General features: G+C 57.3%; 22 protein-coding genes. 17 read left to right on the top strand and 5 right to left on the bottom strand.

Going from position 1 to position 24,567, the window contains the following annotated elements:
- Positions 1-6: 6 nt before the first annotated feature.
- From rfbB to AC066S_RS29670, 4 genes are all read left to right on the top strand, one after another.
- Complete coding sequence (gene rfbB, locus AC066S_RS29655; protein WP_478271299.1) at positions 7-1,065, top strand: dTDP-glucose 4,6-dehydratase; 1,059 nt, start codon at positions 7-9, stop codon at positions 1,063-1,065.
- A gap of 8 nt (positions 1,066-1,073) precedes the next feature.
- Positions 1,074-2,060 carry a dTDP-4-dehydrorhamnose reductase gene (rfbD, locus tag AC066S_RS29660; protein ID WP_478271300.1) on the top strand — a complete coding sequence of 329 codons (987 nt, stop codon included), beginning with the start codon at positions 1,074-1,076 and terminating at the stop codon, positions 2,058-2,060.
- Positions 1,969-2,844 (top strand): glucose-1-phosphate thymidylyltransferase RfbA, encoded by an 876-nt coding sequence (gene rfbA / locus AC066S_RS29665; protein ID WP_205680491.1) that lies wholly within the window; start codon positions 1,969-1,971, stop codon positions 2,842-2,844. Before rfbD ends, rfbA begins: the two co-directional genes overlap by 92 nt.
- A gap of 115 nt (positions 2,845-2,959) precedes the next feature.
- Positions 2,960-4,066: a hypothetical protein gene (locus AC066S_RS29670; protein WP_478271301.1), complete on the top strand. Its 1,107-nt coding sequence runs from the start codon at positions 2,960-2,962 to the stop codon at positions 4,064-4,066.
- 16 nt (positions 4,067-4,082) lie between these two features.
- Here the strand turns inward: AC066S_RS29670 and AC066S_RS29675 are convergent, their stop codons facing one another.
- Entirely contained in the window at positions 4,083-4,988 is a 906-nt protein-coding gene (locus tag AC066S_RS29675) for a glycosyltransferase family 2 protein (RefSeq protein WP_126258004.1), read from the bottom strand.
- 186 nt (positions 4,989-5,174) lie between these two features.
- On the opposite strand from AC066S_RS29675, the gene AC066S_RS29680 reads away from it, so the two are divergent.
- From AC066S_RS29680 to AC066S_RS29710, 7 genes are all read left to right on the top strand, one after another.
- A complete protein-coding gene (locus AC066S_RS29680) occupies positions 5,175-5,969 on the top strand; it encodes a WecB/TagA/CpsF family glycosyltransferase (protein ID WP_126258005.1) in 795 nt (264 codons plus the stop codon).
- 3 nt (positions 5,970-5,972) lie between these two features.
- Positions 5,973-7,097, top strand: coding sequence for a non-hydrolyzing UDP-N-acetylglucosamine 2-epimerase (gene wecB / locus AC066S_RS29685; protein WP_478271302.1), 1,125 nt, complete (start codon positions 5,973-5,975; stop codon positions 7,095-7,097).
- On the top strand, positions 7,090-8,352 hold the full coding sequence (wecC, locus tag AC066S_RS29690) for a UDP-N-acetyl-D-mannosamine dehydrogenase (protein ID WP_135169302.1): 1,263 nt from the start codon (positions 7,090-7,092) through the stop codon (positions 8,350-8,352). Before wecB ends, wecC begins: the two co-directional genes overlap by 8 nt.
- A 34-nt stretch (positions 8,353-8,386) precedes the next feature.
- Positions 8,387-9,550 carry a DegT/DnrJ/EryC1/StrS family aminotransferase gene (locus AC066S_RS29695; protein WP_478271303.1) on the top strand — a complete coding sequence of 388 codons (1,164 nt, stop codon included), beginning with the start codon at positions 8,387-8,389 and terminating at the stop codon, positions 9,548-9,550.
- A gap of 16 nt (positions 9,551-9,566) precedes the next feature.
- Complete coding sequence (locus AC066S_RS29700; protein WP_126258009.1) at positions 9,567-10,568, top strand: NAD-dependent epimerase/dehydratase family protein; 1,002 nt, start codon at positions 9,567-9,569, stop codon at positions 10,566-10,568.
- A 185-nt stretch (positions 10,569-10,753) separates the two neighbouring features.
- Entirely contained in the window at positions 10,754-11,806 is a 1,053-nt protein-coding gene (locus tag AC066S_RS29705) for an NAD-dependent epimerase/dehydratase family protein (protein ID WP_126258010.1), read from the top strand.
- A gap of 426 nt (positions 11,807-12,232) precedes the next feature.
- Entirely contained in the window at positions 12,233-13,396 is a 1,164-nt protein-coding gene (locus tag AC066S_RS29710; RefSeq protein ID WP_135169306.1) for an acyltransferase family protein, read from the top strand.
- A gap of 123 nt (positions 13,397-13,519) precedes the next feature.
- Here AC066S_RS29710 and AC066S_RS29715 read toward each other — a convergent pair whose 3' ends face one another.
- Both AC066S_RS29715 and rfbC read right to left on the bottom strand, forming a co-directional pair.
- Positions 13,520-14,863, bottom strand: a complete 1,344-nt coding sequence (locus tag AC066S_RS29715) for an NAD(P)H-dependent oxidoreductase (protein ID WP_126258012.1) — start codon at positions 14,861-14,863, stop codon at positions 13,520-13,522.
- 58 nt (positions 14,864-14,921) lie between these two features.
- Entirely contained in the window at positions 14,922-15,536 is a 615-nt protein-coding gene (gene rfbC / locus AC066S_RS29720; RefSeq protein WP_478271304.1) for a dTDP-4-dehydrorhamnose 3,5-epimerase, read from the bottom strand.
- Between the two features lie 196 nt (positions 15,537-15,732).
- Between rfbC and AC066S_RS29725 the strand changes: the two genes are divergently transcribed.
- The 5 genes from AC066S_RS29725 to AC066S_RS29745 all read left to right on the top strand — a co-directional run bounded on the left by AC066S_RS29725 (position 15,733) and on the right by AC066S_RS29745 (position 21,071).
- Positions 15,733-16,530: a sugar phosphate nucleotidyltransferase gene (locus AC066S_RS29725; RefSeq protein ID WP_126258014.1), complete on the top strand. Its 798-nt coding sequence runs from the start codon at positions 15,733-15,735 to the stop codon at positions 16,528-16,530.
- The gene (locus AC066S_RS29730; RefSeq protein ID WP_126258015.1) at positions 16,527-17,180 is read left to right on the top strand and encodes a PIG-L deacetylase family protein; all 654 of its coding nucleotides are present in this window, start codon (positions 16,527-16,529) and stop codon (positions 17,178-17,180) included. The genes AC066S_RS29725 and AC066S_RS29730 overlap by 4 nt, the downstream gene beginning before the upstream one ends.
- Positions 17,181-17,244: 64 nt before the next feature.
- Positions 17,245-18,732 (top strand): lipopolysaccharide biosynthesis protein, encoded by a 1,488-nt coding sequence (locus AC066S_RS29735; RefSeq protein ID WP_126258016.1) that lies wholly within the window; start codon positions 17,245-17,247, stop codon positions 18,730-18,732.
- Positions 18,733-18,763: 31 nt separating this feature from the next.
- The gene (locus AC066S_RS29740; protein ID WP_478271305.1) at positions 18,764-19,918 is read left to right on the top strand and encodes a hypothetical protein; all 1,155 of its coding nucleotides are present in this window, start codon (positions 18,764-18,766) and stop codon (positions 19,916-19,918) included.
- The gene (locus AC066S_RS29745) at positions 19,866-21,071 is read left to right on the top strand and encodes a glycosyltransferase family 2 protein (protein ID WP_135169308.1); all 1,206 of its coding nucleotides are present in this window, start codon (positions 19,866-19,868) and stop codon (positions 21,069-21,071) included. The genes AC066S_RS29740 and AC066S_RS29745 overlap by 53 nt, the downstream gene beginning before the upstream one ends.
- A gap of 32 nt (positions 21,072-21,103) precedes the next feature.
- On the opposite strand, the gene AC066S_RS29750 is transcribed toward AC066S_RS29745, so the two are convergent.
- Positions 21,104-22,183 carry a hypothetical protein gene (locus AC066S_RS29750; RefSeq protein WP_478271306.1) on the bottom strand — a complete coding sequence of 360 codons (1,080 nt, stop codon included), beginning with the start codon at positions 22,181-22,183 and terminating at the stop codon, positions 21,104-21,106.
- A gap of 32 nt (positions 22,184-22,215) precedes the next feature.
- On the bottom strand, positions 22,216-23,586 hold the full coding sequence (locus AC066S_RS29755; protein WP_478271307.1) for an O-antigen ligase family protein: 1,371 nt from the start codon (positions 23,584-23,586) through the stop codon (positions 22,216-22,218).
- Positions 23,587-23,719: 133 nt separating this feature from the next.
- Between AC066S_RS29755 and AC066S_RS29760 the strand changes: the two genes are divergently transcribed.
- Positions 23,720-24,514: a hypothetical protein gene (locus AC066S_RS29760; protein ID WP_478271308.1), complete on the top strand. Its 795-nt coding sequence runs from the start codon at positions 23,720-23,722 to the stop codon at positions 24,512-24,514.
- Positions 24,515-24,567 lie beyond the last annotated feature (53 nt).

A 24,567-nucleotide genomic window follows, 5' to 3' on the forward strand; every position in this document is an offset into this window, starting at 1 on the left:
GGTCAGATGCGCGTTTTGGTGACTGGGGGAGCGGGATTTATCGGTTCTGCCGTGTGCCGTAGCCTAGCGCTGCAGAAGGGCGCCGAAGTGATCAATGTCGACAAGCTGACCTATGCGGCCAACCCATCCTCGCTAGCGCCCATCCAAGGGCTAAAGTCCTATCTGTTCGAGCAGCAGGATATCTGCGACCGCGAGGCCATGGATTTCGTGTTCAACAGCTACCGGCCAGACGCGATCATTCACCTCGCGGCCGAGAGTCACGTCGACCGCTCAATCACCGGTCCCGCGGCCTTCATTGCCACGAATATTGTGGGCACCTACACGTTGTTGGAAGCAGCGAGAAAATATTTTGAGGGCCTCTCGGTACCAGGGCGCAAGCGGTTTCGCTTCATTCACGTCTCGACAGACGAGGTCTACGGTTCACTCGGACCCGCTGACTACTTCCGAGAGGAAACGCCTTACCGGCCGAGCTCACCCTATTCGGCGAGCAAAGCAGCCTCGGATCATCTCGCACTCGCGTGGTTCAAGACCTATGGCCTGCCGGTCATTGTGTCGAATTGCTCGAACAATTACGGGCCGTTTCAGTTTCCAGAAAAGCTCATTCCCTTGACGATTCTCAATGCGATCGAGCGCAAGCCGTTGCCGGTGTATGGCGACGGCCGAAACGTACGGGACTGGCTGCATGTCGAAGATCATGCGGCAGGGTTGATCACGCTTCTGTTCGAAGGCAAGCCCGGCGAGAAGTACAATTTCGGCGGAGATAGCGAACGCTCCAACCTCGACGTGGTAACCCAGATCTGCGACGTCGTCGACAGGCTGTATCCGGGTCCGGCAGCGAGACGATCGATGATTACTTTTGTGCCAGATCGTCCGGGACACGATATCCGCTACGCGATCGACGCATCGAAAGCTCACCGTGAACTTGGCTGGCGACCCACAAGGACGTTCGAGCAGGGGCTGGCCGAGACCGTCGCATGGTATCTCAAGAGCCGCGCGTGGTGGGAGCGTGCCCGCAGCGGGGTCTATGACGGTTCGCGTCTGGGGCTCCTCGCTACACAACATTGAGGCTGCAAATGACGGAAAGCCCCATTCTGATTGCTGGTCGCAACGGTCAGTTGGCAAGGTGTCTTCATGACCTGGCGGCGCTGCACAGCACGCCAGTGGTCGCCCTTGGACGCAGCGGTCTCAATCTGGAGGCCCATGGCGAACTCCGCCGAACGATCGATCCGATCGCACCGTCCATGATCATCAACGCTGCCGCTTACACGGCGGTGGATCTGGCAGAATCGGAAGTAGCAAGAGCATTCGGCATCAATCGCGACGCAGCGGCCGCGTTGGCCGACGTCGCATGGCAAATGAATATACCATTCATCCACATCTCGACCGACTATGTCTTTGACGGCACAAAGCTGGATGCTTACGAGGAAAGCGATGTTCCCGCGCCATTGAATGTGTATGGCGCATCGAAGCTGGCCGGCGAAGCTGCGGTTCTAGCTGCTCATCCGCTTGCAACGGTGATTCGCACTTCATGGCTATATAGTCCTCATGGCAACAACTTCGTTCGGACGATGCTGCGGCTCTGTGAATCGCAACCGATCGTCAAAGTCGTTGAGGATCAATGCGGAAGTCCAACGTCCGCACTCGACCTTGCGTCGGCGATCCTTCAGCTCTCGGGACGGCTGCTAACCCAAGATCGTAGAGCCATGGCCGGTATCTTTCATCTTGCCGGACAAGGTGAGACGACTTGGCATGGGTTTGCCCAAGCGATTTTCGACTTGCTCGCTCAGCGGGGAATCCGAGTGCCGCAGCTTGAGGCCATTACGAGCGAGCAGTACCAGACCGCCGCGCGACGGCCACGGAATTCGCGCCTCAACTCATCCAAGGCCGAACGTGTCTTAGGCCTTCGATTGCCGTCATGGCGTTGCTCTCTCGAAACCTGTCTCGGCCAACTCGTGGAAGGTGGAATCGATGCTGAAAGGAATAGTGCTGGCTGGCGGCAGCGGAACTCGACTGTATCCAATCACGAGAGCGGTCAGCAAGCAGCTACTGCCCATCTATGACAAGCCGATGATCTACTACCCGTTGTCAACGCTGATGCTGGCAGGGGTGCGCGAGATCCTTATCATAACCACTCCTTCAGACCGGTGTCAGTTCGAGCGCTTGCTGGGGGACGGTAGACAATGGGGAATTAGACTCAGCTACGCGGAGCAGCCCCGACCCGCCGGTCTGGCCGATGCGTTCATCGTCGGCGCCGACTTCATCGGGAACGATCGCGTTGCGATGGTTCTTGGAGATAACATCTTCTTTGGCGACGGCCTGAGCGAATTGCTCGCAAGGGCTGCCGGGCGTCAGGAAGGTGCAACCGTCTTCGCCTATCGCGTACGAGACCCGGAGAGGTATGGCGTCGTTACGTTCGACGAGGGCGATCGCCCACTGCGAATTGAGGAGAAGCCGAGCCAGCCGAGCTCGAACTGGGCGATCACAGGTCTCTATTTCTTCGACAACAACGTGGTGCGCTACGCACGGCGCATCGAGCCGTCGTCGCGCGGCGAACTCGAGATCACCGATCTGCAGATGCGATATCTTTCGGCCAAGGCACTCCATGTTGAGCGGATGGGGCGGGGGTTCGCCTGGCTGGATACCGGAACAGTGGAGTCGCTAATCGATGCGGCGATGTTTGTGCAGACGCTCGAAAAGCGCCAAGGCATGAAGGTTGCCTGTCTTGAGGAAATTGCGCTGAGGCAAGGTTTCATCGAGCGCGACCAGATCGAAGAGCTGGCGCGACCGTTGGAGAAGAGCGGTTACGGTCAGTATCTGCGCGAGATCGGTTCTCTCCTGACTTGAGGTCGGGCTGAATCATCCACAGAGGTCGAAACGAGCTAACCGTGGTTCTTCGATGAACATCAGCCCTATTACGAGTGGGTCTTTGATACCCGATTCCTCGCAGGACTCGCCCCTGGTGCGCTATGCGCTCAGAGGATTGGAGCGGTGCTGGTTATCTGAACATCGCTGCTGGTCACATATCTACCATCTGGACGGGCGCGCGTCGCCAAACGAGTCCTTACGGCGCAGCGATGTGTTCTACACGCTTAACGTTCTGCTCGGAATGTCGAGGATAAAGAAGGTTCCTAGCGGCCTCAACTTATTGGAAACATTCCATCACAATGCGGTCCAACTCACGGTCCTTGCGGTGCCAAAGTATGCACTAGGTATGGCGCTCTGGGCTTCCGCGGAACTCCGCTTCGAGCTACCCGAGCAGGTGAAGCGCGACGTGAGAGCGCTCCTGAGCGATCAGGCGGGCTGGAAGACCTTTCGGGCTCAGGATCTGGGTATGCTGTTAACGGGCGTCGTGGCTCGGGCCCGGGCGGGCGACAGGGAGTGGGTGTCTTTCGCCGCTCCTTTGTATCGCTTTCTCCAGGAGCGATTCCACAGCGGATCGGGGCTATTCTTCGACGCACCATCAGGATTTCGGCGACGCTTCGCTTCGTTCGCCACGCAGATCTATCTTTCAATTGCGTGCTATCACTACGGCGAGTTCACGGGCGAGTCATCGGCGCTCGCCATGGCCGACGCCTGCGTTCGCAAGTTGATTGCACTTCAAGGTCCCGACGGCGAGTGGCCCTGGTTTTTCGATGCGGCTGGGGGGCGCGTGCTTGATTTCTATGAAGTCTACTCGGTGCACCAGTATGGCATGGCTCCGGCTCTGCTGGAATGGGCGGAGCGCTATCGAGTTCGGGGGGCACGGAATGCCTTAATCAAGGGATTTAATTGGGTGCTGGGCCAGAACCAGCTTCGCCGCTCGATGCTGGTGCCCGATCTGGGGCTGACTATCCGATCCCAGATTCGAAAGCGGGAGCTGACAACGCGGGCGCCGAGGATGCTGCGCGCAATCAAGAACGCCTACTCCGGATGCGAGGCTGGGCTAATTGAAGATTCCGGTGTTGGACTTCGGCTGGAATGCCGTAGCTACGAACTGGGTTGGATGTTGTGGTCGTTCGGCCAGCGAACTGACTTGCTGGAACTGACCCACAACTCGGCATTTGGCAAGATACCCATACCGGCCTGATGCCGAGAATATTCTGCTAACGATTCCAGGCGACGGCTCGCCGATTGCGCAGTAGCGACAGCATTGTCATAACCCGATGCATTCGTACGGCACACATGACGGCGATAGCCTTGATACGGGCTCCGATACCGTGGAGCCGGTCACTCGTTAAGATCGTGATGATGCCGGGAGCGGGCGAAGCTAGGACAAGCAGGGCCTGCGCAATCCAGCGCAATCTCCATGCCGGCTTGCCGTCGGCCATGTTGCGGTAGTGCAGGAGTTGTCGGTCCCACTTGACATATAGCTCCTGCAGAGAACTCCTGGCCGGGTGGAAGACGATCATTTCCGGGATATACCGGAACCGAAGCCCGGCACGCTGGGCCCGTTGTCCCCACTCCATATCCTCCGCCACGTCGATCCCTGCGAACGGTCCGACGGAATGGAAATCCCGGCGAAACATCGCCATGTTGCCTGTGCCGCAGTAGCCATCGCGCTCGATGTAGAGCTTGAATCGATAGGCGAAGACGCTCTCGTAGGCTGCGATGGCATCCAGGTGTGGCTTCGCGTCGCGCCAGATGCGGACGTCCCCTCCGAGCACTGTCCGAGGCGGGAGCGAATGCAGTGAGCGCCATACGCTGCTCAGCCAATCACAATGTGCCCTGCAATCGGCGTCGATGAAGGCAAGCACCTCGCCGCTCCCAGCAGCAACTCCGGTGTTACGCGCCGGGCCAGGCCCGGGCCGTGCCTCGCGCAACAGCCGTACGCGTGGATATTGAGCGATGACGTCGGTCGGCAACGTAACGGAGCCGTTGTCAACGACAATGATCTCGAACGAATCCCGGGGAATGCTCTGCGCCTCGAGACTGGCCAGACAGGTCTTAAGCGCCATTGGCTGATTCAAATGTGGGACAATCACCGAAATCGCCAGACGTTTAATGTCCATTTAATTTCCTCCGACGCGAACGTTGCGGTTCGGCCGTTGATTGGAGCCTCTTATCGCGTATTCAAGCCGAAAATATAATATCAATATAACTTGCAAATAAAATCGCTATCATTATTATCGCGATATTAATTAGTTCAATTGAAAGCGGTCTTTCGCTCAAAGCGAATCTTGGCCGGGGAGGAACCCATGCGTGCCTACTTTCTGGGGTGCCCCATCGATATCTTGACCATGGCAGAGACCGTCGGCCTTGCGCGCAAGGCCATGCGAAGCCGCCAGCGTCTGCAGCATGTCGCCCTTAACGTGGCGAAGTTCGTCAACATGCGCTCCGATCCAGTGCTCGCCGCTGATGTCGCCAGCAGCGACATTGTCGGAATCGACGGCATGGGAATCCTTTGGGGAGCGCGGGGGCTTGGTCTCCCGGCAACGTCACGAGTCACCGGCGTAGATCTCCTCGGCGAGTTGCTGAAAGTGTGCGCGCAAGAGGGCTTCCGACCGTACTTTCTGGGAGCCTCACCCGCCGTCGTGCAACAGGCGGCGCAGCGTGTTCGGGACAAGCACCCCTCGCTTGTCTTTGCTGGGGTGAGGCACGGCTATTTTTCCAGCGAGCAGGAGAACGAGGTCGTCCGCGATATTCGGTCCAGTGGCGCCGATTGCCTGTTCATTGGTATGCCCACGCCGCGGAAGGAACGCTTCCTTGCGGCCCACCGCGACGAGCTCGGCGTACCGTTCATTATGGGCGTTGGCGGAGGGTTTGACGTTCTCGCGGGCTCGGTTCTGCGAGCTCCCATTCACATGCAGCAACTCGGCCTGGAATGGTTGTACCGCATCTATCAGGAGCCCAGACGGATGTGGTGGCGGTATGCCAGGACGAACACGCTGTTTGCAGGAATCTTGACGCAAGCGTTCGCGCGGCAGGCACTTAGACGGCCGCCCAGCATGTACAATGTGCTGCCCCCCGGGACAGGCCGGATCGGAGGGTGAGGCGTGCGAAAGCATTTTTTCATATTGTTGGGAACCAGGCCGGAAGCGATCAAGCTGTTTCCGGTCATCAACCGGCTCAAGGCCGAGCAGAACAAGGACATCTCCCTCACGGTCTGCGCGACAGCGCAGCACAGAGAACTGCTCGACCAGGTTCTCAAGATGGCTAAGGTGGTCCCGGATTTCGATCTCGACGTCATGACGGTGAATCAGACTCTCGACAATCTGACCGGCCGGCTATTGGCGCAGATCGGAGATGTCCTGGAGAGGGTGAAGCCCACCAGAGTGATCGTCCAGGGCGACACTGCGACTGCCATGGCAGGTGCGCTGGCGTCATACTATCACCGCGTCCCGGTCTCGCATGTCGAGGCGGGACTGCGAAGTGGAGATATCTTCGCGCCCTGGCCCGAGGAGGTGAATCGCAAGATCGTCGGCTCGATCGCCGATCAGCATTTCGCGCCGACTGAGCGTGCTGCGAGAGCGCTCCGGGCGGAGAACGTCTCCAACGATCGCATCCACGTCACCGGAAACACTGTTGTTGACGCGCTGATCATCGCGAAAGCCATGGTAGAGGCCGATCCGCAGCTCTCATCCCGTTGGGACGGAATCAAGAAGCGGCACGGCAACCGTCGCATCATCCTGGTCACCTGCCACCGCCGGGAGAATTTCGGTGGAGGTGTTCTCAACATCGTGAATGCACTGGAGACGATCTTGAGCCGGGAGGACGTTGCCGTCGTCCTTCCGGTTCATCCGAACCCGAACGTCCGCGACGTGTTCGCAACACGGCTCGCCGACCATCCGCGCGTCGTGCTGATTTCCCCCCAAGAGTACACGGATTTTGTCAGCCTTCTCTCCATGGCGCATTTGGTGCTGACCGACTCAGGCGGCGTGCAGGAAGAGGCGCCGACGTTCGGAAAGCCGGTCCTTGTGATGCGGGAGACGACCGAACGCCCGGAAGGAGTCGACGCGGGAACCGCGCGCCTGGTTGGAGCGAACTACGACAGGATCGTCGGGGAGACGTTCCGGCTCCTCGACGATGATGAGACTTATGCTGCTATGTCTCGCTCCCACAATCCATTTGGCGATGGGCGTGCCAGCGAGCGGATCGTGAAGGTGCTTCTCGATGCCTGAACTCCAGAAGGTTGCTGTCCTCGGGCTTGGCTACATCGGCTTGCCCACGGCCGCGCTGATAGCCAGCCGCGGCCTGCAAGTGGTTGGCGTGGACACAAAGGAATATGTGGTCAGGACGGTGGCCTCCGGAGCCATTCACATTTCGGAGCCCGATCTCGACGGTCTGGTTTCCAAAGTAGTGTCGAGCGGCGCGTTGACGACTTCAAGCAAGCCGCAGGCCGCCGACGTCTTCATCATCGCGGTACCCACACCCATTGACGGCAATAATCGGCCGGATTTGTCCAACGTGAATGCTGCCGTGGAAAGCATTCTCGATTTGCTTGTTCCGGGCAATCTCGTCATTCTCGAATCGACCTCGCCAATCGGAACCACTGAAGGCATCGCAAAACGGATTAACGAGAGCAGGCCGGACCTGAAAATCGGCGTCAATGGCCGCGAGGACGGCGCAGTGTACGTCGCATATTGTCCTGAACGCGTGTTGCCTGGGCGGATCTTGAGCGAACTCATCGATAATGATCGATGCATTGGGGGGATCACTCCTGCCTGTGCGCGGCGCGCTCAGCGCTTCTACAAGATGTTCGTTCGCGGCGCTTGCGTTGCAACCACCGCGCGCGCCGCCGAGTTGGTCAAGCTAACGGAGAACGCGTTCCGAGATACGAACATCGCCTTTGCCAATGAACTCTCGATGATCTGCGACAGATTCGACATCAATGTCTGGGAGGTGATCGATATCGCGAACCGCCATCCACGCGTGAACGTGTTGCGGCCGGGCCCAGGCGTGGGCGGGCACTGCATTGCCGTCGATCCGTGGTTCATTATCGATTCGGCGCCCGACCTTGCGCGCGTAATGCGAACGAGTCGTGAGGTCAACAACGCCAAGACGCAGAAAATTATTGAGCGCGCAGAGGCGCTGATCGAGGATCATCCCTACGCAAACGTGGCCTGCTGCGGGCTAACCTTCAAGGCCAATGTCGACGATCTGCGCGAAAGCCCGGCCATGGAGATCGCCGTACATCTGGCGAAGAAGTACGGACAGCGCATCAAGGTTGTCGAGCCTAACCTGCGGCGGCCACCGCCGGAGCTTGCCGACCACCATATCGGCTTGCTGAACATCGACGAAGCATTGCGCACGTGTGAGATTGCCCTTCTCCTGGTCGACCACGACGAGTTCAAGATGGTTCCGCTGGCCGAACGCCGTCATCTTGACGTAATCGACACGCGAGGTATCTGGCAAGACATGCCTGTGCGGACGTGAAGCTGCCGAACGTTCCAGAAGCGGGAATACCGAATTGATACCATTCTTGGACTTGAAAGCACAAGCTCAGACGGTCGGATCGAAAATCGACGCCGCGATCAGGCGTGCCATCCGACATGAGCGCGCTACATCGAGGCTTGAAGCGGGCGCTTTCGAGGAACGCTTTGCGGACTACTGCAACGTTGCGTGCTGCCGCGCTGTTAGCAGTGGCACATCGGCGCTCCATCTCGCATTGCTGGCCGCCGGAGTGGGGCCGGGCGACGAGGTGATCACGGTCTCGATGAACTTCGTCGCGGCGACGGCCGCCATCATCAGGTGCGGTGCAACACCCGTCTTCGTGGACGTCGATCCAGTCACGTGGACGATGAATCCAGCTTTGATCGAGGCTGCGATCACGAGCAAGACGAGAGCAATCCTGCCGGCCCATCTGCATGGACTGATGGCGGACATGGATTCAATCATGTCAATCTCCCGCCGCCACGGCCTCTTGGTAATCGAGGACGCTGCGCAGGCGCATGGCGCCAGCTACAAGAGCAGGCGGTCCGGCTCGATCGGAGATTTCGGCTGCTTCAGCTTCTATCCCGACAAGAATCTCGGAGCCTATGGCGAGGCTGGCGCGGTTGTCACGGATCATCCGGAGCTTGCGCGACGCGTGTCCTGGCTTCTCGACCGGACGCAGGAGGACGAGGGCAATCATGCTCTTGCAAGATGCGATCATGGAATGGACGAAGTTCAGGCGGCAGTGCTGAACGTAAAGATGGACTACATCGAAGCCTGGACCGAGGCACGTCGATCGATCGCCGCGCAGTATGATCAGGCATTGTCCAGTCTGGCGGTCGCGCGTCCGCGGCCACCCAGCCACAGCCGGCATGTCTATCATATTTACGCCCTGAGACTTCGGCACCGCGATCAGGCTATTGCCATGCTGGGACGCGCGGGGATCGGGGTCGACGTTCACTACCCCGTTCCGGTCCATTTACAACAGCGTTACGCAGAGCTTGGATATCGCGTCGGCGACCTGCCTGTAAGTGAGAGGCTTGCGAGCGAGTTTCTATCGCTCCCCATTTATCCCGAGATGTTACCGGAGCAAACCGGCATCGTTGGCTCCGAAGTGAAGAAAATTGCGGGAGGGGAGCAAACGTTCCGGAGCGGCTGGACATTCCAGGACGGAATGCCTCGACATGGCCTAGTAGCCTAGAACCAGGAGGGCGGTCGTGCTGGATCTCAAGGGAAAACGCGTTCTCGTTACCGGAGGTGCCGGATTCATCGGCTCGCATATCGTGGACTCTTTGTGCGACGAAGGCTGCATCGAGATCGTGGCGCTCGACAATATGTCGACCGGACGACCGGAGAACCTCAGGAGGTCGCTTAACCGAGGACCGGTGCGATTGGTCCGCGGTGATTTGCGAGACACGAAGCTGGTTGAAGCTCTGGTAAGAGGGGCCAACATCATCTTTCACCACGCCGCGCCGTGCAGCGCTGATTGTTTGGCCGAACCGCGTCTTGCCATGGAAGTCATGGTGAACGGCACCTTCGAACTGCTTGAACTCTGCGTAAAGTACGACGTCGAGAAGATCGTCGCCGCGTCATCTGCTTCGGTGTACGGCGTAGCGGAGGAGCTTCCGACGACGGAGCACGAGAATCCATATGGAAGCCGAACGGTCTATGGAACAGCGAAGGCTTGCAATGAAGGCTTGCTCCGCGCCTTCAACGATATGCACGGCCTCGACTATATCGCTTTGAGATACTTTGACGTGTATGGCAGTCGAATGGACGTGCACGGTCGATACGCCGAGATGTTGATCCGCTGGATGGAGGAGTTGGAGGCTGGAACGCCGCCGGTGATAGTTGACCACGACCGGCAGACCGTGGACTTGGTGCATGTCCGTGATGCCGCACGCGCGACCATCCTTGCGGCGAGGGCAAGGGTCAGCGACGAGGTGTTCAATGTGGGGAGCGGTATCGAAACAACCTTGGTGCAACTCGCTTCGGCCCTGGCTTCCGCTATGGGTCATGACGGCATGCTCCCGCAAATCGCGCCCGAGCACTCGATCAATCCGATACAGCGCCAGGTGGCGTCGACAGGCAAGCTGGAACGTCTGCTGGGCTTCCAAGCCACGGTGCCGCTCGAACTCGGACTGACCGAGTTTGTGAAGTGGTGGCGCTCCGAACGGGGACTTGTAACCGGGCGGCATCGGCAGGCCCTGGCTTCATGAGCCTGCTGGCTGTGCCACAGCGTCCCGTGAAGAAGCCAAAGCCGTACGAGCAGCCGTCCTGGCTCTGCACTCTGCGTGACGAGGCGGTCTTCCCGATGGCAGGGGCGGCACTTGACAGAACTCTGGCCGAAACACGTACAGCGGGCAACTTTAGTTCATGAAATTGAGTGCGAGGGAGAATGGCAATGCGAGTTCTGGTAACAGGTCATCTTGGCTACATCGGCACGGTCTTAACCCCAATGCTGGTCGGCGCCGGTCACGAGGTGACTGGAATGGACAGCGATATCTACTCCCGGTGCACATACGCCCCTGGCGGTAGCATTCTCGAGGTCCCGACGATTTGGAAGGACGTCAGAGACGCAGAGGTCGCGGATCTCGTTGGCTTCGACGCTGTGCTGCATCTAGCCGCACTCTCCAACGATCCGCTCGGCAATCTGAGGCCTGAATTGACCGACCAGATCAATCATCGCGCAAGCGTTCGCATGGCCGAGATAGCAAAGCATGCCGGCGTGCGTCGTTTCGTGTTTGCCTCATCCTGCAGCAACTATGGAAAAGCCGGTGAGGAAATGATCGATGAGACCGCGGCGCTCAATCCGGTGACGGCCTACGGACAATCCAAGGTCGCGTCGGAACGCGGTATTTCGGCGCTGGCCGACGACGGATTTTGCCCAGTGTTTCTGAGGCCAGCTACAGCGTACGGAGTCTCACCGCGGCTGCGCTTCGATATTGTCCTGAATAACCTTGTTGCGTGGGCGTTTACGACAGGAAGAATTCATCTGAAATCGGATGGCTCGCCCTGGCGGCCGATCGTCCACATCGAGGATATTTCTCGAGCTTTCATAGCCGCATTGGAGGCACCTGCCGAGGCCGTCTTCAATGAGGCATTCAATGTCGGTCAGACTGCTCACAATTATCGAATTCGGGATTTGGCCGAGATCGTCGCGAGTGTGGTGCCGAATTCTACGGTGGAGTTTGCCGAGGATGCGAGTCCAGACGAGCGATCCTACCGAGTGAGCTTCGAAAAGATCCGCCGCAGGTTGCCAGGGTTCCAGCCCCGCTGGGACGCCCGAATGGGCGCCGAGCAGCTCTACAGGGTCTATCGGTCGTCAAAGTTGACTTTGGAGGAATTCGAAGGGCCGCGATATCAACGCATCGGCCATATTCGGAAGCTGCTGGCGGAAAGAATTCTGAGTAGCGATTTGCGCCACACGAGACTGCAGCTTGCAGCGGTGTCTTGAATAGTCAGCTCACCGTGGACCTAGGGCGGGCGAGGGAAGCGAGCGCGGGTACATTGCCGTCGCGCCCCTGCGATTCAGTCAGCGCAGGCCCGCGCTGACTGGCTGGATTCGGGCGTTGCCTCGACCAGTACGCCGCGTTGGCGATCGTCACCCAGAGGGCGTCGTTCGCCGAAGATGTCGCGGGTAGCGCATTGCAAGGTCGCGTCCTCTTGAAAGTCACCAAATGACGGAATCTCTCGAGTAGCGGCCGGCTGAGCTTTTACTAGGACATAAGCCGAGCGCGCGCGCTGGCCTCGGGAACTGCGGCGATCATGGTCCGCCTTATTCTGGGTCAAAGTCGAAATATTTAGATTTGTTAATGACCAAACGTCAAAATCCCGACAAATGGAAATAAAATAATGTTCTCCGAACCAACGTTAGCGATACGTGCCATCCTTTTCGATTCCACCGAAAGAGGGAAAGGGCGCTGCGCTGAAGAAGTTTCGAGCCATCGAAGGACTGCGAGGCTGGCTGGCGTGGACCGTAGTCTTGGCGCACCTCGCATATTGTTCGGGCTTCAGTAGCGGAGCATTGGGATCGCATGTCAGATCGCTGGGCCCGCCGGCTGTTCTCGTTTTTCTTATCGTCAGCGGCTTCGTGATCACACACGTTGTTATCGAAAAAGCAGAGCCATATCCGGTCTATATCATCCAGCGTTTTGCTCGACTGTTTCCGTTGTTTGCCGCCACTTGCTTTTTTGGTTTCTTCACCAACGATCTACTTGCCATTTCGCTAGCTGCTCCCGGCTTTAGCGATTCCGAGTTCGCAAGAGTTGTTAATGGTGTCGCCGCAAGCAATCATAAGTACTTCTGGTCACACGTTCTCGCGCATCTCACGATGCTGCACGGTGCCATTTCCAATGCGGCGTTGCCGTATTCGGAGTACGCATTCAACATGCCAGCCTGGAGCATTTCCCTGGAATGGCAATTCTATCTTGTTGCGCCGCTGATAATCTGCATCATCCGAAATGAATTGCTCATCCCGTTGCTGGCCATTGCAGTTGCGATTTGTGAGTTTTGGTTCAGGAGTTTCGTCGGCACTGCTCAGCCCGGTGCCTTGCCGCTCGCGGCTAGTTACTTTGTGGTGGGGATTGTGAGCCGATTCACCTACCCGTATGCGGAAGGCCACAATTGGCTTGTCCCGGCCGTGGCTTTGGCGATCGTCCTTTTTCCGTTGCGCAATGAACTGCGACCGTTCCTGATCTGGCTTATTGTATTTTTTGGTCTTCCGCGGAAGTGCCATGAGCGGCCGGGACTTGCCGGCAATATATACTCCTGCGCGCTCATGAGTCCCGTGGCGCAATATTTTGGTTCGCGCTCCTACTCGATCTTTCTGTGTCACTACCCTGTCATTTCCGCGATTGTTTGGCTCCTCTTCAGCTACTCTGGGACTGCTCCTGGGATGTTGCTGCTTTCGTGCCTGAGCATACCCGCCACGATCATCGTTTCAGAACTCACGTATCGCTACATTGAACTGCCGGGGATCAAGATGGGAAAACGCGCCGCGGCTTGGATGCAGCCGCAGATCACGTCGGGCGTGGCTTCCCAATGAATATTCATGCGGGGATCCGCGCGCTCAAGATCGACGAGTCAGGAGGGCGAGCGGGCTCTTGGCGACGCGTTCGCAAGCCTGCGTCACATGGCTCGGCAAGACGTGGTCACGCATTCAGCTCCTTCACGCCGTGAGAGCAAATGAAGCATCCCGGGCAATGCGTTGCTCAAGCCAAGTGTCTCCATTGAAGTGCTTGTATTGTTCTGCACGCAACTTGTCGGCCAGGCGACCCGGCGGCAGATCAACATCCGTATACGTCAGGACTGCATCCTTCTTCACTGCGTGCCGCAACCTGCAACCCTCTACGAGTCCTTCAGGAAGGTACTGCATTTGGCTCATTTCCTCGGAGTTCACGGCTTCGCCATAGGTCATGTACATTCCATAATCATCGAGGACCTCGCCCGCCTCCAAGTCACGCTTGGCGATAGCACAGACCTCGACAACGGGACCGGCGATGGGAGGGGCGACCAAATCTTTGAAAAGAAACGCGCGGGCTATCGAGTTCGGTACTTCGAAGTGAACGAGGTGATAGGGTGTGAAGAACGAGTACAAGGGGCCTTCACCCATTTTGTACAAGCTCAAATACTTCTGTTGCTTCGGATCGGTGTGCTCGGCAAGCACGTAGACCTTGGTCAGCGGTGTGCCGACGAGATAGTCGATGATTCCGCCCAGGGCGCGGACCTCATCTATGTCGTAGAGTTTGCCAATATTCATAACGTCGCCGCGATATTCCAGCCCGCGCGACATGCCGCGTGATCTTACCTTGAAGCCAGTCGCATTGGCCACGATCGTTTGCTCGAAACTGATCTTGGATCCGTCGGCGAAGCTGGTGACCATGGCCGGGTTCTGGCCCCATTGCTCGGCAAATCCCTTCTGCGTGGTGGGGTTGCGATACGGATCCTGGAGTCCCTTGATGTTGCCGACCACGCGTGGGATCAAGCCGAGGCCCTTTACCCATCGAACCAGGTTCATTTGCACTCCCGGTTCGTCGCCATCGCATGCGGACAGGGAGCCACCGTACTTCTTTGCATAGACCTGCAAGATCGGTCCGATGGTAGCGTCAATCTCCGCATTCATGAGGACGACGGTTTTCTGGTGCTTGAAGGCTTCCAGCGCGACTTGAGCGCCGAGCTCAACTGATCCGGTCACGTCGACGATCACGTCGACCAGATCCGATCTGGCGAGCAGGAACGGGTCCTCGGTGACCACCGGAATGCCGGCGGCAATGGCTCTGTCGAGCCGCCCTTGGCTGTCAACGTCAGCGACGTCGGTCTGGCCGGAATAACCGAACACGTCACGCCCGCGCTGAGGCTTTCGGCTGTATATGGCAACGACCCGCATTCCGGGAATGCTGTTATTGATTTGATTGGTAAGCCCCTGAGCCATGAAGCCCGCGCCGAGAAGACCGACACGGATAGGCTTTCCGGCCGCATGACGAACTTGCAGTGCGTGATCGACGAGTATCATCGTAAGGTCTTTCAACAGGAAGGGATCGGTAGGGGGGTGCTGGCAACGCGCTTTCGCGTCAACCGTCGATGTCGGCGAGTTCCATCCGCCCTTTCAGTTCGGCTTCGACCTCGCTGAGTAAGCGAAAGTTCTGATCCTTTTCCGAGATCACGGAAATCGGAAGCGGCCAGGTCAGCCCGAGCCTGGGATCATTGTACATCAGCCCGCTCTCCGCCTCGGGAGTATAGAACTCTCCCACCTGGTAGCTGGTGTCGGTGTTGTCGGCGAGAGTCTGATAACCGTGAGCAAACCGTTCCGGCACGTAGAGCGCCCGCTGGTTGATTTCGTTCAGCTCGACAGCGACATGTTGTAGAAAGGTCGAACTCTCGGGACGCAGGTCGACTATAATGTCGAGGATGGCGCCACGCGTGCACCGAACCAGTTTCGTTTCGGGCGCCGGCGGAAACTGAAAGTGCATGCCGCGCAGGGTTCCCCGCCGGACATTTGACGCGATATTGGCCTGCGCAATGCTTGGATTGAGGCCGAGGGCCCTAAACTCTCTCTGACAAAAAGTTCGGGCAAAAAAGCCGCGCGGATCTTCGCGCCGTTCAATATCGATAATATAGGCCCCTTTAAGTTTGGTTTCGCTTATAATCACTTCAATTCCCTCCTGAATACGCCGCGAGGCGCTCAAATGCCTGGAAATATCAACAATTATAGTGCTTAAGAGCGGAATCTCAAAATAGTTTTCGAAAAATATTGATTAATGTGGCTCGTGATGTAAAATGTGAATTAAATAGTGATGGTGTTATATATTAAATAGACGCCTGCCCCGCTTGTAGCCATCTGCCGCGATCGAAAAGGCCGGCAGAAACATGGGAATCGCTGCTATGAAAGTCGTACTGTTCTGTGGGGGCCTCGGAACCCGCATACGAGAATATTCTGAAAGCATTCCGAAGCCCATGGTGCCGGTCGGACAACACCCGATGCTCTGGCACGTTATGCAATACTACAGCCAGTATGGTCACCGCGATTTCATATTGTGTCTCGGGTACAAAGCCAACGCGATCAAGGAGTATTTCCTGAACTCGGATCGTTGGGCTCACAGCGATTGCGTTGTTTCCAACTTCGGCAGGAAGGTTGAGGTCATCGGCGAGCAGCCACCAGATTGGCAGGTGGCGCTGGTTGACACTGGCATTTGGCGAAACATCGGTCAGCGCTTGATGGCGGTGCGCTCTCTCGTGGAGAACGAGGATGTCTTTCTTGCAAATTACAGTGACGGTCTGACCGACGCGCCGTTACCTGAAATGATCGAGCGATTCAAGAAGAGTGGAATGGTGGGATGTTTTGTTGCCGTGCATCCTCCGTTCAATTTTCACCTTGCTGAATTCAACGGCGGAGACACCGTCAAGCGTTTGCGCTCTAGTCAGCAGTCCGAGATCTGGATCAATGGGGGCTACTTCATTTTCCGGAAGGAGATCTTCAACTACATACGTGAGGGCGAGGAGCTCGTGCTCGAACCCTTCAATCGCCTGATCGAGGACGGAAAACTTATGGCATACAGGTACGAAGGGTTCTGGCGCGCGATGGATACGCTGCGGGATCGCCAGGTTCTTGAGGAGATGATCGAGCGCGGCGAAATGCCCTGGAAGGTTATTCCGGAAGCGCGCACGCAGGCGGCTTCATGAAGGGCTTCCGACTTGCCGCGCCCGGAGAGCGTCTCTCGATCCTTTGTCTCGGTGCGCACTCGGATGATATCGAAATAGGTGCCGGTGCGACAATTCTGAATTTGATTGCGCGTGGCGTTCGGCTTGACGTGCATTGGTGTGTACTTAGCGCGCCAGGTGAACGTGAGAGTGAGGCGAGGGCGTCTGCTGCAGAATTTGTGTCCGAAGCCGCTCGTTCTCAGATTGAAGCAATGGCATTTCGAGACGGCTTCTTTCCGGAGCAGGGTGACGAGATCAAGAAGTGGTTTGAGTCGTTGAAGCGACGGGTCGAGCCGGATCTGATCCTGACGCACCGCGGAAACGACGCCCATCAAGATCATCGTCAGGTGTCGCGTTTAACCTGGAATACATTCAGAGATCATCTCATTCTCGAGTATGAGATTCCTAAATGGGATGGAGACCTCGGTCGACCGAATATGTATTCGCCCGTTTCGGCTGGAGCATTGCAACGGAAGATCGATCTGCTGATGTCGCACTTTGGAAGCCAGCGTTCCAAACAATGGTTCGATCCGGAGGTCTTTCGCGGTCTAGCGCGGCTGCGGGGCATGGAATGTCGGGCGCCGGAAAAATATGCTGAGGCATTTGTGGCGAATAAACTCACCCTGTGGTGACAAGGCGTTGGGGAAGCGTGTCCAAAAGCGAGCCGATGCCGAACTCTCTCTACCGGGGATTGGAATGGACAACCTCAAGGGGATGATGATTCGCGGCGGCGTGGTGCGGCTTTGCGGCCAAGCGGCGAATTTCGCTCTTCGACTTGGTGTCATGGCAGCCCTCGCGCGCCTGCTGGACCCGCAGGATTTCGGATTGGTTGCGATGACAACGGCCGTCACCGGGGCTCTTCAACTCTTCACAACGGCAGGATTGTCGTCGGCCACAGTTCAGAAAGAGACCGTCACCAACGAACAAATGTCGACATTGTTTTGGGTCAATCTTGCGGTCGGAATGATGCTCGCGCTCATCTGCGCGGCAGCCGCACCTGCTCTCGTGGAGTTCTACAATGAGCCTCGTCTGTTTTGGCTGACTGTCGCAGCAGGCTTTGGATTTTTCCTGAGCGCCGTAGCAGTGCAGCATTCAGCACTGCTTCAGCGTCAACTGCGGTACACAACGTTGACAGCCATTGAAGTGCTCTCACAGGCGGTAAGCGTTGCTGCGGGAGTTGCTATGGCCTTTTACGGGTTGGCATACTGGGCCATTCTAGGAATGACGCTGATTTCGACTGCGGTCTACATCGTGTGCGTATGGGTCGCCGCGGGGTGGATTCCCGGCCCACCGCGCCGGACTGCCGGAGTCCGTGGCATGTTGAGTTTTGGCGGTATAGTCACCTTGAATTCTCTCGTGGTGTACGTTGCCTACAATTTCGAGAAGTTGCTTCTCGGCCGGTATTGGGGAGCCGATGCTCTTGGGATCTATGAACGAGGATATCGGCTTGTCAATCTGCCAACGGCAGAGCTCAACGGAGCGATTGGAGGCGTCGCGTTTTCAGGATTGTCGCGGATTCAGAGCGATTTGCCTCGACTGAAGAGCTACTTCCTGAAGGGCTATACCATCGTCCTGTCGATGACGCTACCCATCACGGTATTCTGTGCCGTGTTCGTGGATGACATCGTCGAGGTCGTGCTTGGGCCGAAGTGGAGAGATACGGCGGTCATTTTCCGCCTTTTGACTCCCACTATCTTGGTGTTCGGCATTATCAATCCCCTTGCGTGGTTGTTGTATTCCGCAGGCCTACAAGTACGAAGTCTGAAGATCGCCCTAGTGATCGCTCCTCTGGTAGGTGCGGCTTACCTCATCGGATTGCCGTACGGTCCGACGGGTGTCGCGTTCGCGTATTCCTCCGCGATGGTATTGTGGCTCATCCCCCACGTTCTCTGGTGTTTGCACGGCACGGTTATTTCTCCACGGGATATTCTTTTCGCAGCAGGCAGGCCATTGCTCGCAGGAGCGGCAGCGGCAGCAGTAGCTTTCGGAGCGCAACTCTGTCTTGGAGGTTCAGAGTCGCATCTCCTGAGGCTCCTTCTTGGAGGCTGCACTATCGTCGCAACCTATGTCTGGATGCTGCTGTTCCTTATGGGACAGAAGACAGTCTACTTCGATCTGTTGAAGGAACTGCAAGGCGCACTTTCCACGAAAACTCACGAAAAAAGCGCGGCTAAGGTTCAATAGTGGACGACGGCCGCCGCCTTTGGAGGGCAAGATGACTAAGCTGCGAGCGGGCGACTGGGTAGAAGTGCGGACAAAGGAAGAAATCCTTGGAACGCTCGACAGCAGTGGTCGCTTCGAGGGGCTCCCGTTCATGCCGCAAATGTTCAAGTATTGTGGTAAGCGATTCAAGGTCTACAAGCGTTCCCACAAGACTTGTGACACCGTCACAAACACCGGTGGCAGATGGCTCCCGAACGGTATCCATCTTGATCTACGATGCGACGGTGAGGCGTATGGTGGCTGCCAAGCTGCATGTCTCATTTTCTGGAAGGAGGCTTGGCTCAGGCCCATCAACGAAAGCGAAAACGGTGTGGTGATTTCTCCAGAGCGTCGGAACGAGCGCGTCAGACAAGGCAAAGGCCGATGTACAGAGGAAGACGTCCTTCGGGGGACGCGTATCGGCGATAGTGCCGCGGATGCAGAAATCCGATACTCCTGCCAGGCAACCGAATTGCCGCGCTTTACCACGTTGGCTCGATGGTGGGACGTCAGGCAGTACGTGGAGGATTATACCTCCGGGAACGCCAGCTTGGGACGGATCGCGCGCGGATTCGTATACCTGGCCTACTGGCATCTTGCACTCGCCAAGAGGGCACGACTGGGTCACGTTTCCCGCCTGGCTTACGACTTCTTCCAGGAACTGCGGGGCGGCATTCCGTTTCCGAGGTGGAAGGGAAAAATACCACATCGGCATCAGACTCCGACTGTCACCTTGAACCTCCAGCCTGGTGAATTAGTGCGAGTGAAGACTTACAAGGAAATTCTCGCGACCGTCGATGCCGAAAACATAAATCGAGGCATGGCTTTTGATGCGGAGCTGGTCCCGTATTGCGGCGGCGTCTACAAGGTTAAGGCACAGATGACCAGATTCATCGATGAGAAGACCGGAAGGATGAGGTCACTCAAGACTCCGGCTGTGATCTTGGAGGACGTTTGGTGCAGGTCTCGATACAGCAATTGCAAAATGTTCTGCCCGAGGAGCATCTATTCGTGGTGGCGTGAAGTGTGGCTGGAAAGGATTACTGACGCACCGCACGAGCGGGGACTCGCAGCTGATGGTCGTTTAAAGGAGAGATCGCGGTTGGAGCTAGTCGATGGGCCCCATGCTACTTCGGATGCCGGGAAAATCGGAGCAATGGAACATTGATCGGTCGTCAGTGATCGCCACCGAAGGAATGACACAGGTCTTCGAGTTCGCCATGCGAGTTTCAAGCGAGATCGAGAATTCAGCCTCACCCGTCAGTCTGCAGCGGTCGGAAGCTGAAGGGGCCATCGCGGGACCGGATCCTGTCTCGCGGTGGACCGACCCTCTGGTGACCATTGCAATTCCTACGTTCAATCGAGCTACGTGGTTGCGGGATTGTGTTCGCCTGGCGCTGAATCAATCGTATCCACATTTCGAAGTGCTCGTGTCAGACAATGCGTCGACCGATGAAACTGCCCTGGTCCTGGGCCAATTCAATGACGAAAGACTACGCGTCGTGCGTCAGCCCAAGAACATAGGGGCGACCGCAAACTGGAATGCTTGCGTGGCACAGGCGAGAGGTGACTATATCGTATTTGTTCCAGACGACGACAGAATTGCGCCGTGGCTGTTGGAACGATGCCTTTCGCTGATCCGAAGAGAGCCCGAACTACCGATCGTGATGGCATTGGGTGAGGCCCGGATCGTCGCGTCTGGGCGCAACCTGCCACCACAGGCTAGTCGAAATCTGACGACTGGAATCTGGGACGGCGTGGATGTCCTTGATGAATATCTGAGACGGCGCATCATGGTGCAAGGTTGCACCACGCTTCTTCGTACCGAGAGACTCCGGGCCTGGGGAGGATTCCCGGCAGGATGGCCGTTCGCGAGTGATCTTTCAAGGCATCTCCCATTGCTGCTCGAAGGTAAGGCAGGTTTTATAAATGAATGCTGTGGCTCCTATTCCCTTCACGACGCCACGCAGACATCTCGGCTAGCTCTCGAGAGCCACCTGGAGGATCTCAAGAAACTGATTGATCTTATAACGCTCACCGCCGAGCGCAGAATCGGGAATGAACGAAAGCGCGTTCAGTTGCAATTGCGAGCCAGACATTTCCTGGCCCGTGAGGCCGTCGGGATCATTGCCTCGTATCGCAGAAGGGGCACTCGGTTTCGCGAACTTCTTCCAGTGTTGAGGCAACGGGGCCGCTACCTGCTGGCCCTGCGGGGGCAGGACACTTTCGCGCTCATGGGACTGGCCTGCTGGCTGCTTCTCCCTGCACCGATTATCGGCAGGCTCCGCCGCCTCAAGAGGAAGCTCACGTCAAAGGCGTAGCAGCCACGTCGGATGTTGAGTGATGCGCGAAGTCACGGGCGTGAGGGTTTCGGCTTCGGCCTTGTGGCGTCCTGGACGACCCGCCCGGTTACCATGTTTATGTTGTTTGTGAAAACGGTCTTCGCGTAACGGTCGTTTGGCCCGGCTGCCGGATAGTTAAAGCCAAAGGCCTTTGTCACATCAAAATAGTTGTCATGCGTAGAGAATATCCCGGACAGATTGGCGGCGTCGGTGCCCGGACCGGATACCGACATCCAGTAGGTGACGCCGCCGATCAGGGTATTGCAGCCAAACTCGCCCGAGTTTGTGTTATCGGCAATGAACCCCTGAGTGCTGCCGCCATTCTGGACCGCGGTGTTGTAAAGGATGCGGGTCGCTTCCACGGTCGGCCCGTAAACCTGCAGGTAGTCCCCGTGGGTCCCTGGGCCGCGCATTCCCGCCTGTTCTAGTAAATTATACCGAATGATGATGTTGCCGCCGTCTCGGCCATGCCGGCCGATTAGATCGGAATTGGAATTCTTCAGCCACGAATACTCGATCGTGAGGCCGGGCCCTTCCATTTCGACCAGGAATTCGGCACGTCCGCCCCCGCTCAGGCCGTCAATGATGCAATTGATGATGCGCAAATTGGAGGCGGACGGTGTGCCGCTGATGACACTACTCTGCGGACCACCTGGATTCAGACCGTCGAATCTCGAGTTGATCAGGCTGGTGTTTGCTGCCGTAGTCACAACGGACCAGCCGCTGAAATCATAACCGTCGAGCGTAACATCGTCGCCTGTCACCGTGATGCTCTTCTGAGCCAGGTCGAGCGAAACGCCTTCCATCGAGATCGTTGCCGGATCGTTGATAGGAGTATTCGTCGAATAGCCAACGCAATAATCCACACCCGCTACCCTCCACTGCGGACGGACTCTGTAGTTGGTCAGGAGAGACGGATACTGAATTGTACAAGCGGGCGCGTGGCCGGAGCCGTCGTCGTGGGCTGACTTGTCGACTGCAGAGCGCTCCGGCGCGGGCATCTCTGCGGAAGGGACGTTTTGCGCCTGGCTAGCGGCTATCGACCAAGGCAGCGCGAACACGAGAAGAGGTTTAATATAGCGGGCTGTCATGGGGAAGCGGGAGCCTTGCCCGGCGAGGTTCGTTACCTAGACGCATAGAGTCCCCGAGTTACGTGCCCGACGGTGAGGTCACGATCGGCGCTAGCCATCTCTTGGCGATAGAGCACTAGGCTTTCGGCTGCCGCGACGGAGTCCTCCTTTAGCGACGCGCGAATGCCGATCCAAATCCCCCAAAGTATCCAGCTGTTGTTCCAATAGTGGACTGTCAAGCCCACGAACATGAACATTGCGAGACCCAATGTGAATGCCGTACGCATATTCCTCATATAGGCATCAGGGCCGTGCTGAATGCTGGCGGTCCGCCTGGACGGAAAGAATGCTGCAATATTCGCTAGCAGAATAAATATGACCAGTGGGATACCAAACCGGAGCGCCAGGGTCAGCCAAACACTGTCGACTGAGGCGTTGCCAAAGAAATCATCAGGGGACGCGTACGAGCCGAATCCGTACCCTACATAAGGAGAGAGATCGATATAGTAGCTGGCGCTTTCCCAAGTCGCGACGCGGAAATATCCGGTAGCTGGGTCGAGCGTCAGGTTTGCGACGATCCAAGAGAATGGCTTGTTAGCGGCCAGAAATACGATTCCAAGGAACATGAACAGGCTTGCCACCAAGGCGTGCCATCTCCAGCGTTGCCCTCGCAGCATCTGATCGTAAAAATAGACGGATAGTACAATCCCGAATGCCATCAGCGGCGCCGAAGACATTGATAGGACACATCCAAAAAGGCACAGCCCGCAATACAAAGTTCGACCAAGGAAGCTGCGCTCCGAGTACAGAAAGATGGCGCCGGCGACGGCGCAGAATGAGCCGAATAGGATCGCGTGAGGAAATGTTGAGGTCGCTCGCAGCAAGCCGTAACGATATTCATAGCCCGTGCTCTGCAAGCCCATAAGGGCTGCGACGACATTGTGTCGGGTGAGATGCTCCAGGACCGCAACAGCAACGATCGCTGCGGTAACAGGCTTCAGGACTCGAACAAAAGTCTCCAACCCCTGGCGCCCAAAAAAGTAAGCGCGAGCTACGATGTAGCCGCCGGAAAATTCGAGGACGAGAGCGGCCGCGGAAGACGACCCTTGATCGGTTTGCAGTACCGCCACGAACATCCAAGCTGACGCAGCGCATACGAAGAAATCCGATGCGCATAGCCGTCGCCCTCTTTGAAACAGCTGGGCCAGGGCAGGAATCATCAGCAAGGAGATTACAATCCGCGCCGGAATGAACTTGGCACCCCCCACGTACATCGTCATGTACGAGGGCATGGCGCACCCGAACAAAAGCAGCCATGCCACCCATCCATTTGAACCCGTCGCGTTTTTCCTTTCAAGCGCACCGGCCTGGAGTAGCGGTCCACTTTCCGCCAGGCCGGATCCATTGAGGCCGTAGGACGACATGAGCCCTTCTCGATCGAAACATTAATTTAGGTCAGGGTATATATTATTTAATGTCGGGTGCCAAATAATATGTTGATAATAAATCTTGCGGCTGTATATTTAATTTAATTGGCCGTGCGGCCGAAGGTGGGAAATGACCTGTTCGATAGAGGTTTATTGCGTCGCCAACGAGCAGGCGACACTTGCTCGAAATCTGAACCGATCTCCAGAACTTGCGGACAACCGTATTAAGGTTTCCGTTATCTGGGGGGCCACCGCCGCATCAGCGGCATATCACCAGGCGATCGCGGCGGCCAAGTCGGATATCGTCGTATTCGCCCATCAGGACGTTTATTTTCCCGAGGGCTGGTTTATGGCGCTGCGGGCAGCTTGCGAGAGATTGAATTCGATTGACCCGTCATGGGCTGTCGCCGGTATTTGCGGCATGACGCCCGATGGAGAGTTCGTCGGGCATTTGTGGGATTCCGGCCTGGGCACCGTATGCGGCGGGCGATTTGACCGGCCCCGCCCTGCTGCGAGTCTCGATGAGGTCGTTTTGATCGTGCGCCGAGCCGCGGGCACCCTGTTCGATCCGAGCCTACCCTCCTTCCACCTGTACGGAACAGACATCGTGCTGGAGGCAAAGAGGGCCGGCATGAAGTCCTACGTGGTCGACCTGCCGATTATCCACAATAGCAAGGCAACTCTTCGTCTCGATCACTCCTACCTGGCTGCCTACCGCTTCATGACGCGGAAGTGGACGGCGCAACTTCCTTGGCCGACGGTGATCGTTCAGTTGACCAGGAATCCTCTGCCGCTGCTGCTTCGTCGTCTCCGGCTGAGATACAGGGCGATACTGAGCGCGCCCGCGCTAAACCCCAAATTCGAGTGTCCTGAAGCAAAGGCGAGGGAGCTGGGATTTGCACAAACAAGTGAGGATGCCATTTGACCGATTGCTTGAGTGGTGCCGTGCAGAGGCGGGACGATGCTGCTGGTAAGCAG

It is taken from the genome of Bradyrhizobium sp. CFUWI, from assembly GCF_056429085.1.

Coding starts and splice junctions, on each gene's coding strand:
- AC066S_RS29760 (WP_478271308.1), top strand. CDS start 23,720: ATGACCTGTTCGATAGAGGTTTATTGCGTCGCCAACGAGCAGGCGACA.
- AC066S_RS29740 (WP_478271305.1), top strand. CDS start 18,764: ATGACTAAGCTGCGAGCGGGCGACTGGGTAGAAGTGCGGACAAAGGAA.
- AC066S_RS29715 (WP_126258012.1), bottom strand. CDS start 14,863: ATGATACTCGTCGATCACGCACTGCAAGTTCGTCATGCGGCCGGAAAG.
- AC066S_RS29755 (WP_478271307.1), bottom strand. CDS start 23,586: ATGTCGTCCTACGGCCTCAATGGATCCGGCCTGGCGGAAAGTGGACCG.
- wecC (WP_135169302.1), top strand. CDS start 7,090: ATGCCTGAACTCCAGAAGGTTGCTGTCCTCGGGCTTGGCTACATCGGC.
- AC066S_RS29750 (WP_478271306.1), bottom strand. CDS start 22,183: ATGACAGCCCGCTATATTAAACCTCTTCTCGTGTTCGCGCTGCCTTGG.
- AC066S_RS29735 (WP_126258016.1), top strand. CDS start 17,245: ATGGACAACCTCAAGGGGATGATGATTCGCGGCGGCGTGGTGCGGCTT.
- AC066S_RS29725 (WP_126258014.1), top strand. CDS start 15,733: ATGAAAGTCGTACTGTTCTGTGGGGGCCTCGGAACCCGCATACGAGAA.
- AC066S_RS29705 (WP_126258010.1), top strand. CDS start 10,754: ATGCGAGTTCTGGTAACAGGTCATCTTGGCTACATCGGCACGGTCTTA.
- rfbB (WP_478271299.1), top strand. CDS start 7: ATGCGCGTTTTGGTGACTGGGGGAGCGGGATTTATCGGTTCTGCCGTG.
- rfbD (WP_478271300.1), top strand. CDS start 1,074: ATGACGGAAAGCCCCATTCTGATTGCTGGTCGCAACGGTCAGTTGGCA.
- AC066S_RS29730 (WP_126258015.1), top strand. CDS start 16,527: ATGAAGGGCTTCCGACTTGCCGCGCCCGGAGAGCGTCTCTCGATCCTT.
- rfbA (WP_205680491.1), top strand. CDS start 1,969: ATGCTGAAAGGAATAGTGCTGGCTGGCGGCAGCGGAACTCGACTGTAT.
- AC066S_RS29745 (WP_135169308.1), top strand. CDS start 19,866: ATGGGCCCCATGCTACTTCGGATGCCGGGAAAATCGGAGCAATGGAAC.
- AC066S_RS29680 (WP_126258005.1), top strand. CDS start 5,175: ATGCGTGCCTACTTTCTGGGGTGCCCCATCGATATCTTGACCATGGCA.
- AC066S_RS29675 (WP_126258004.1), bottom strand. CDS start 4,988: ATGGACATTAAACGTCTGGCGATTTCGGTGATTGTCCCACATTTGAAT.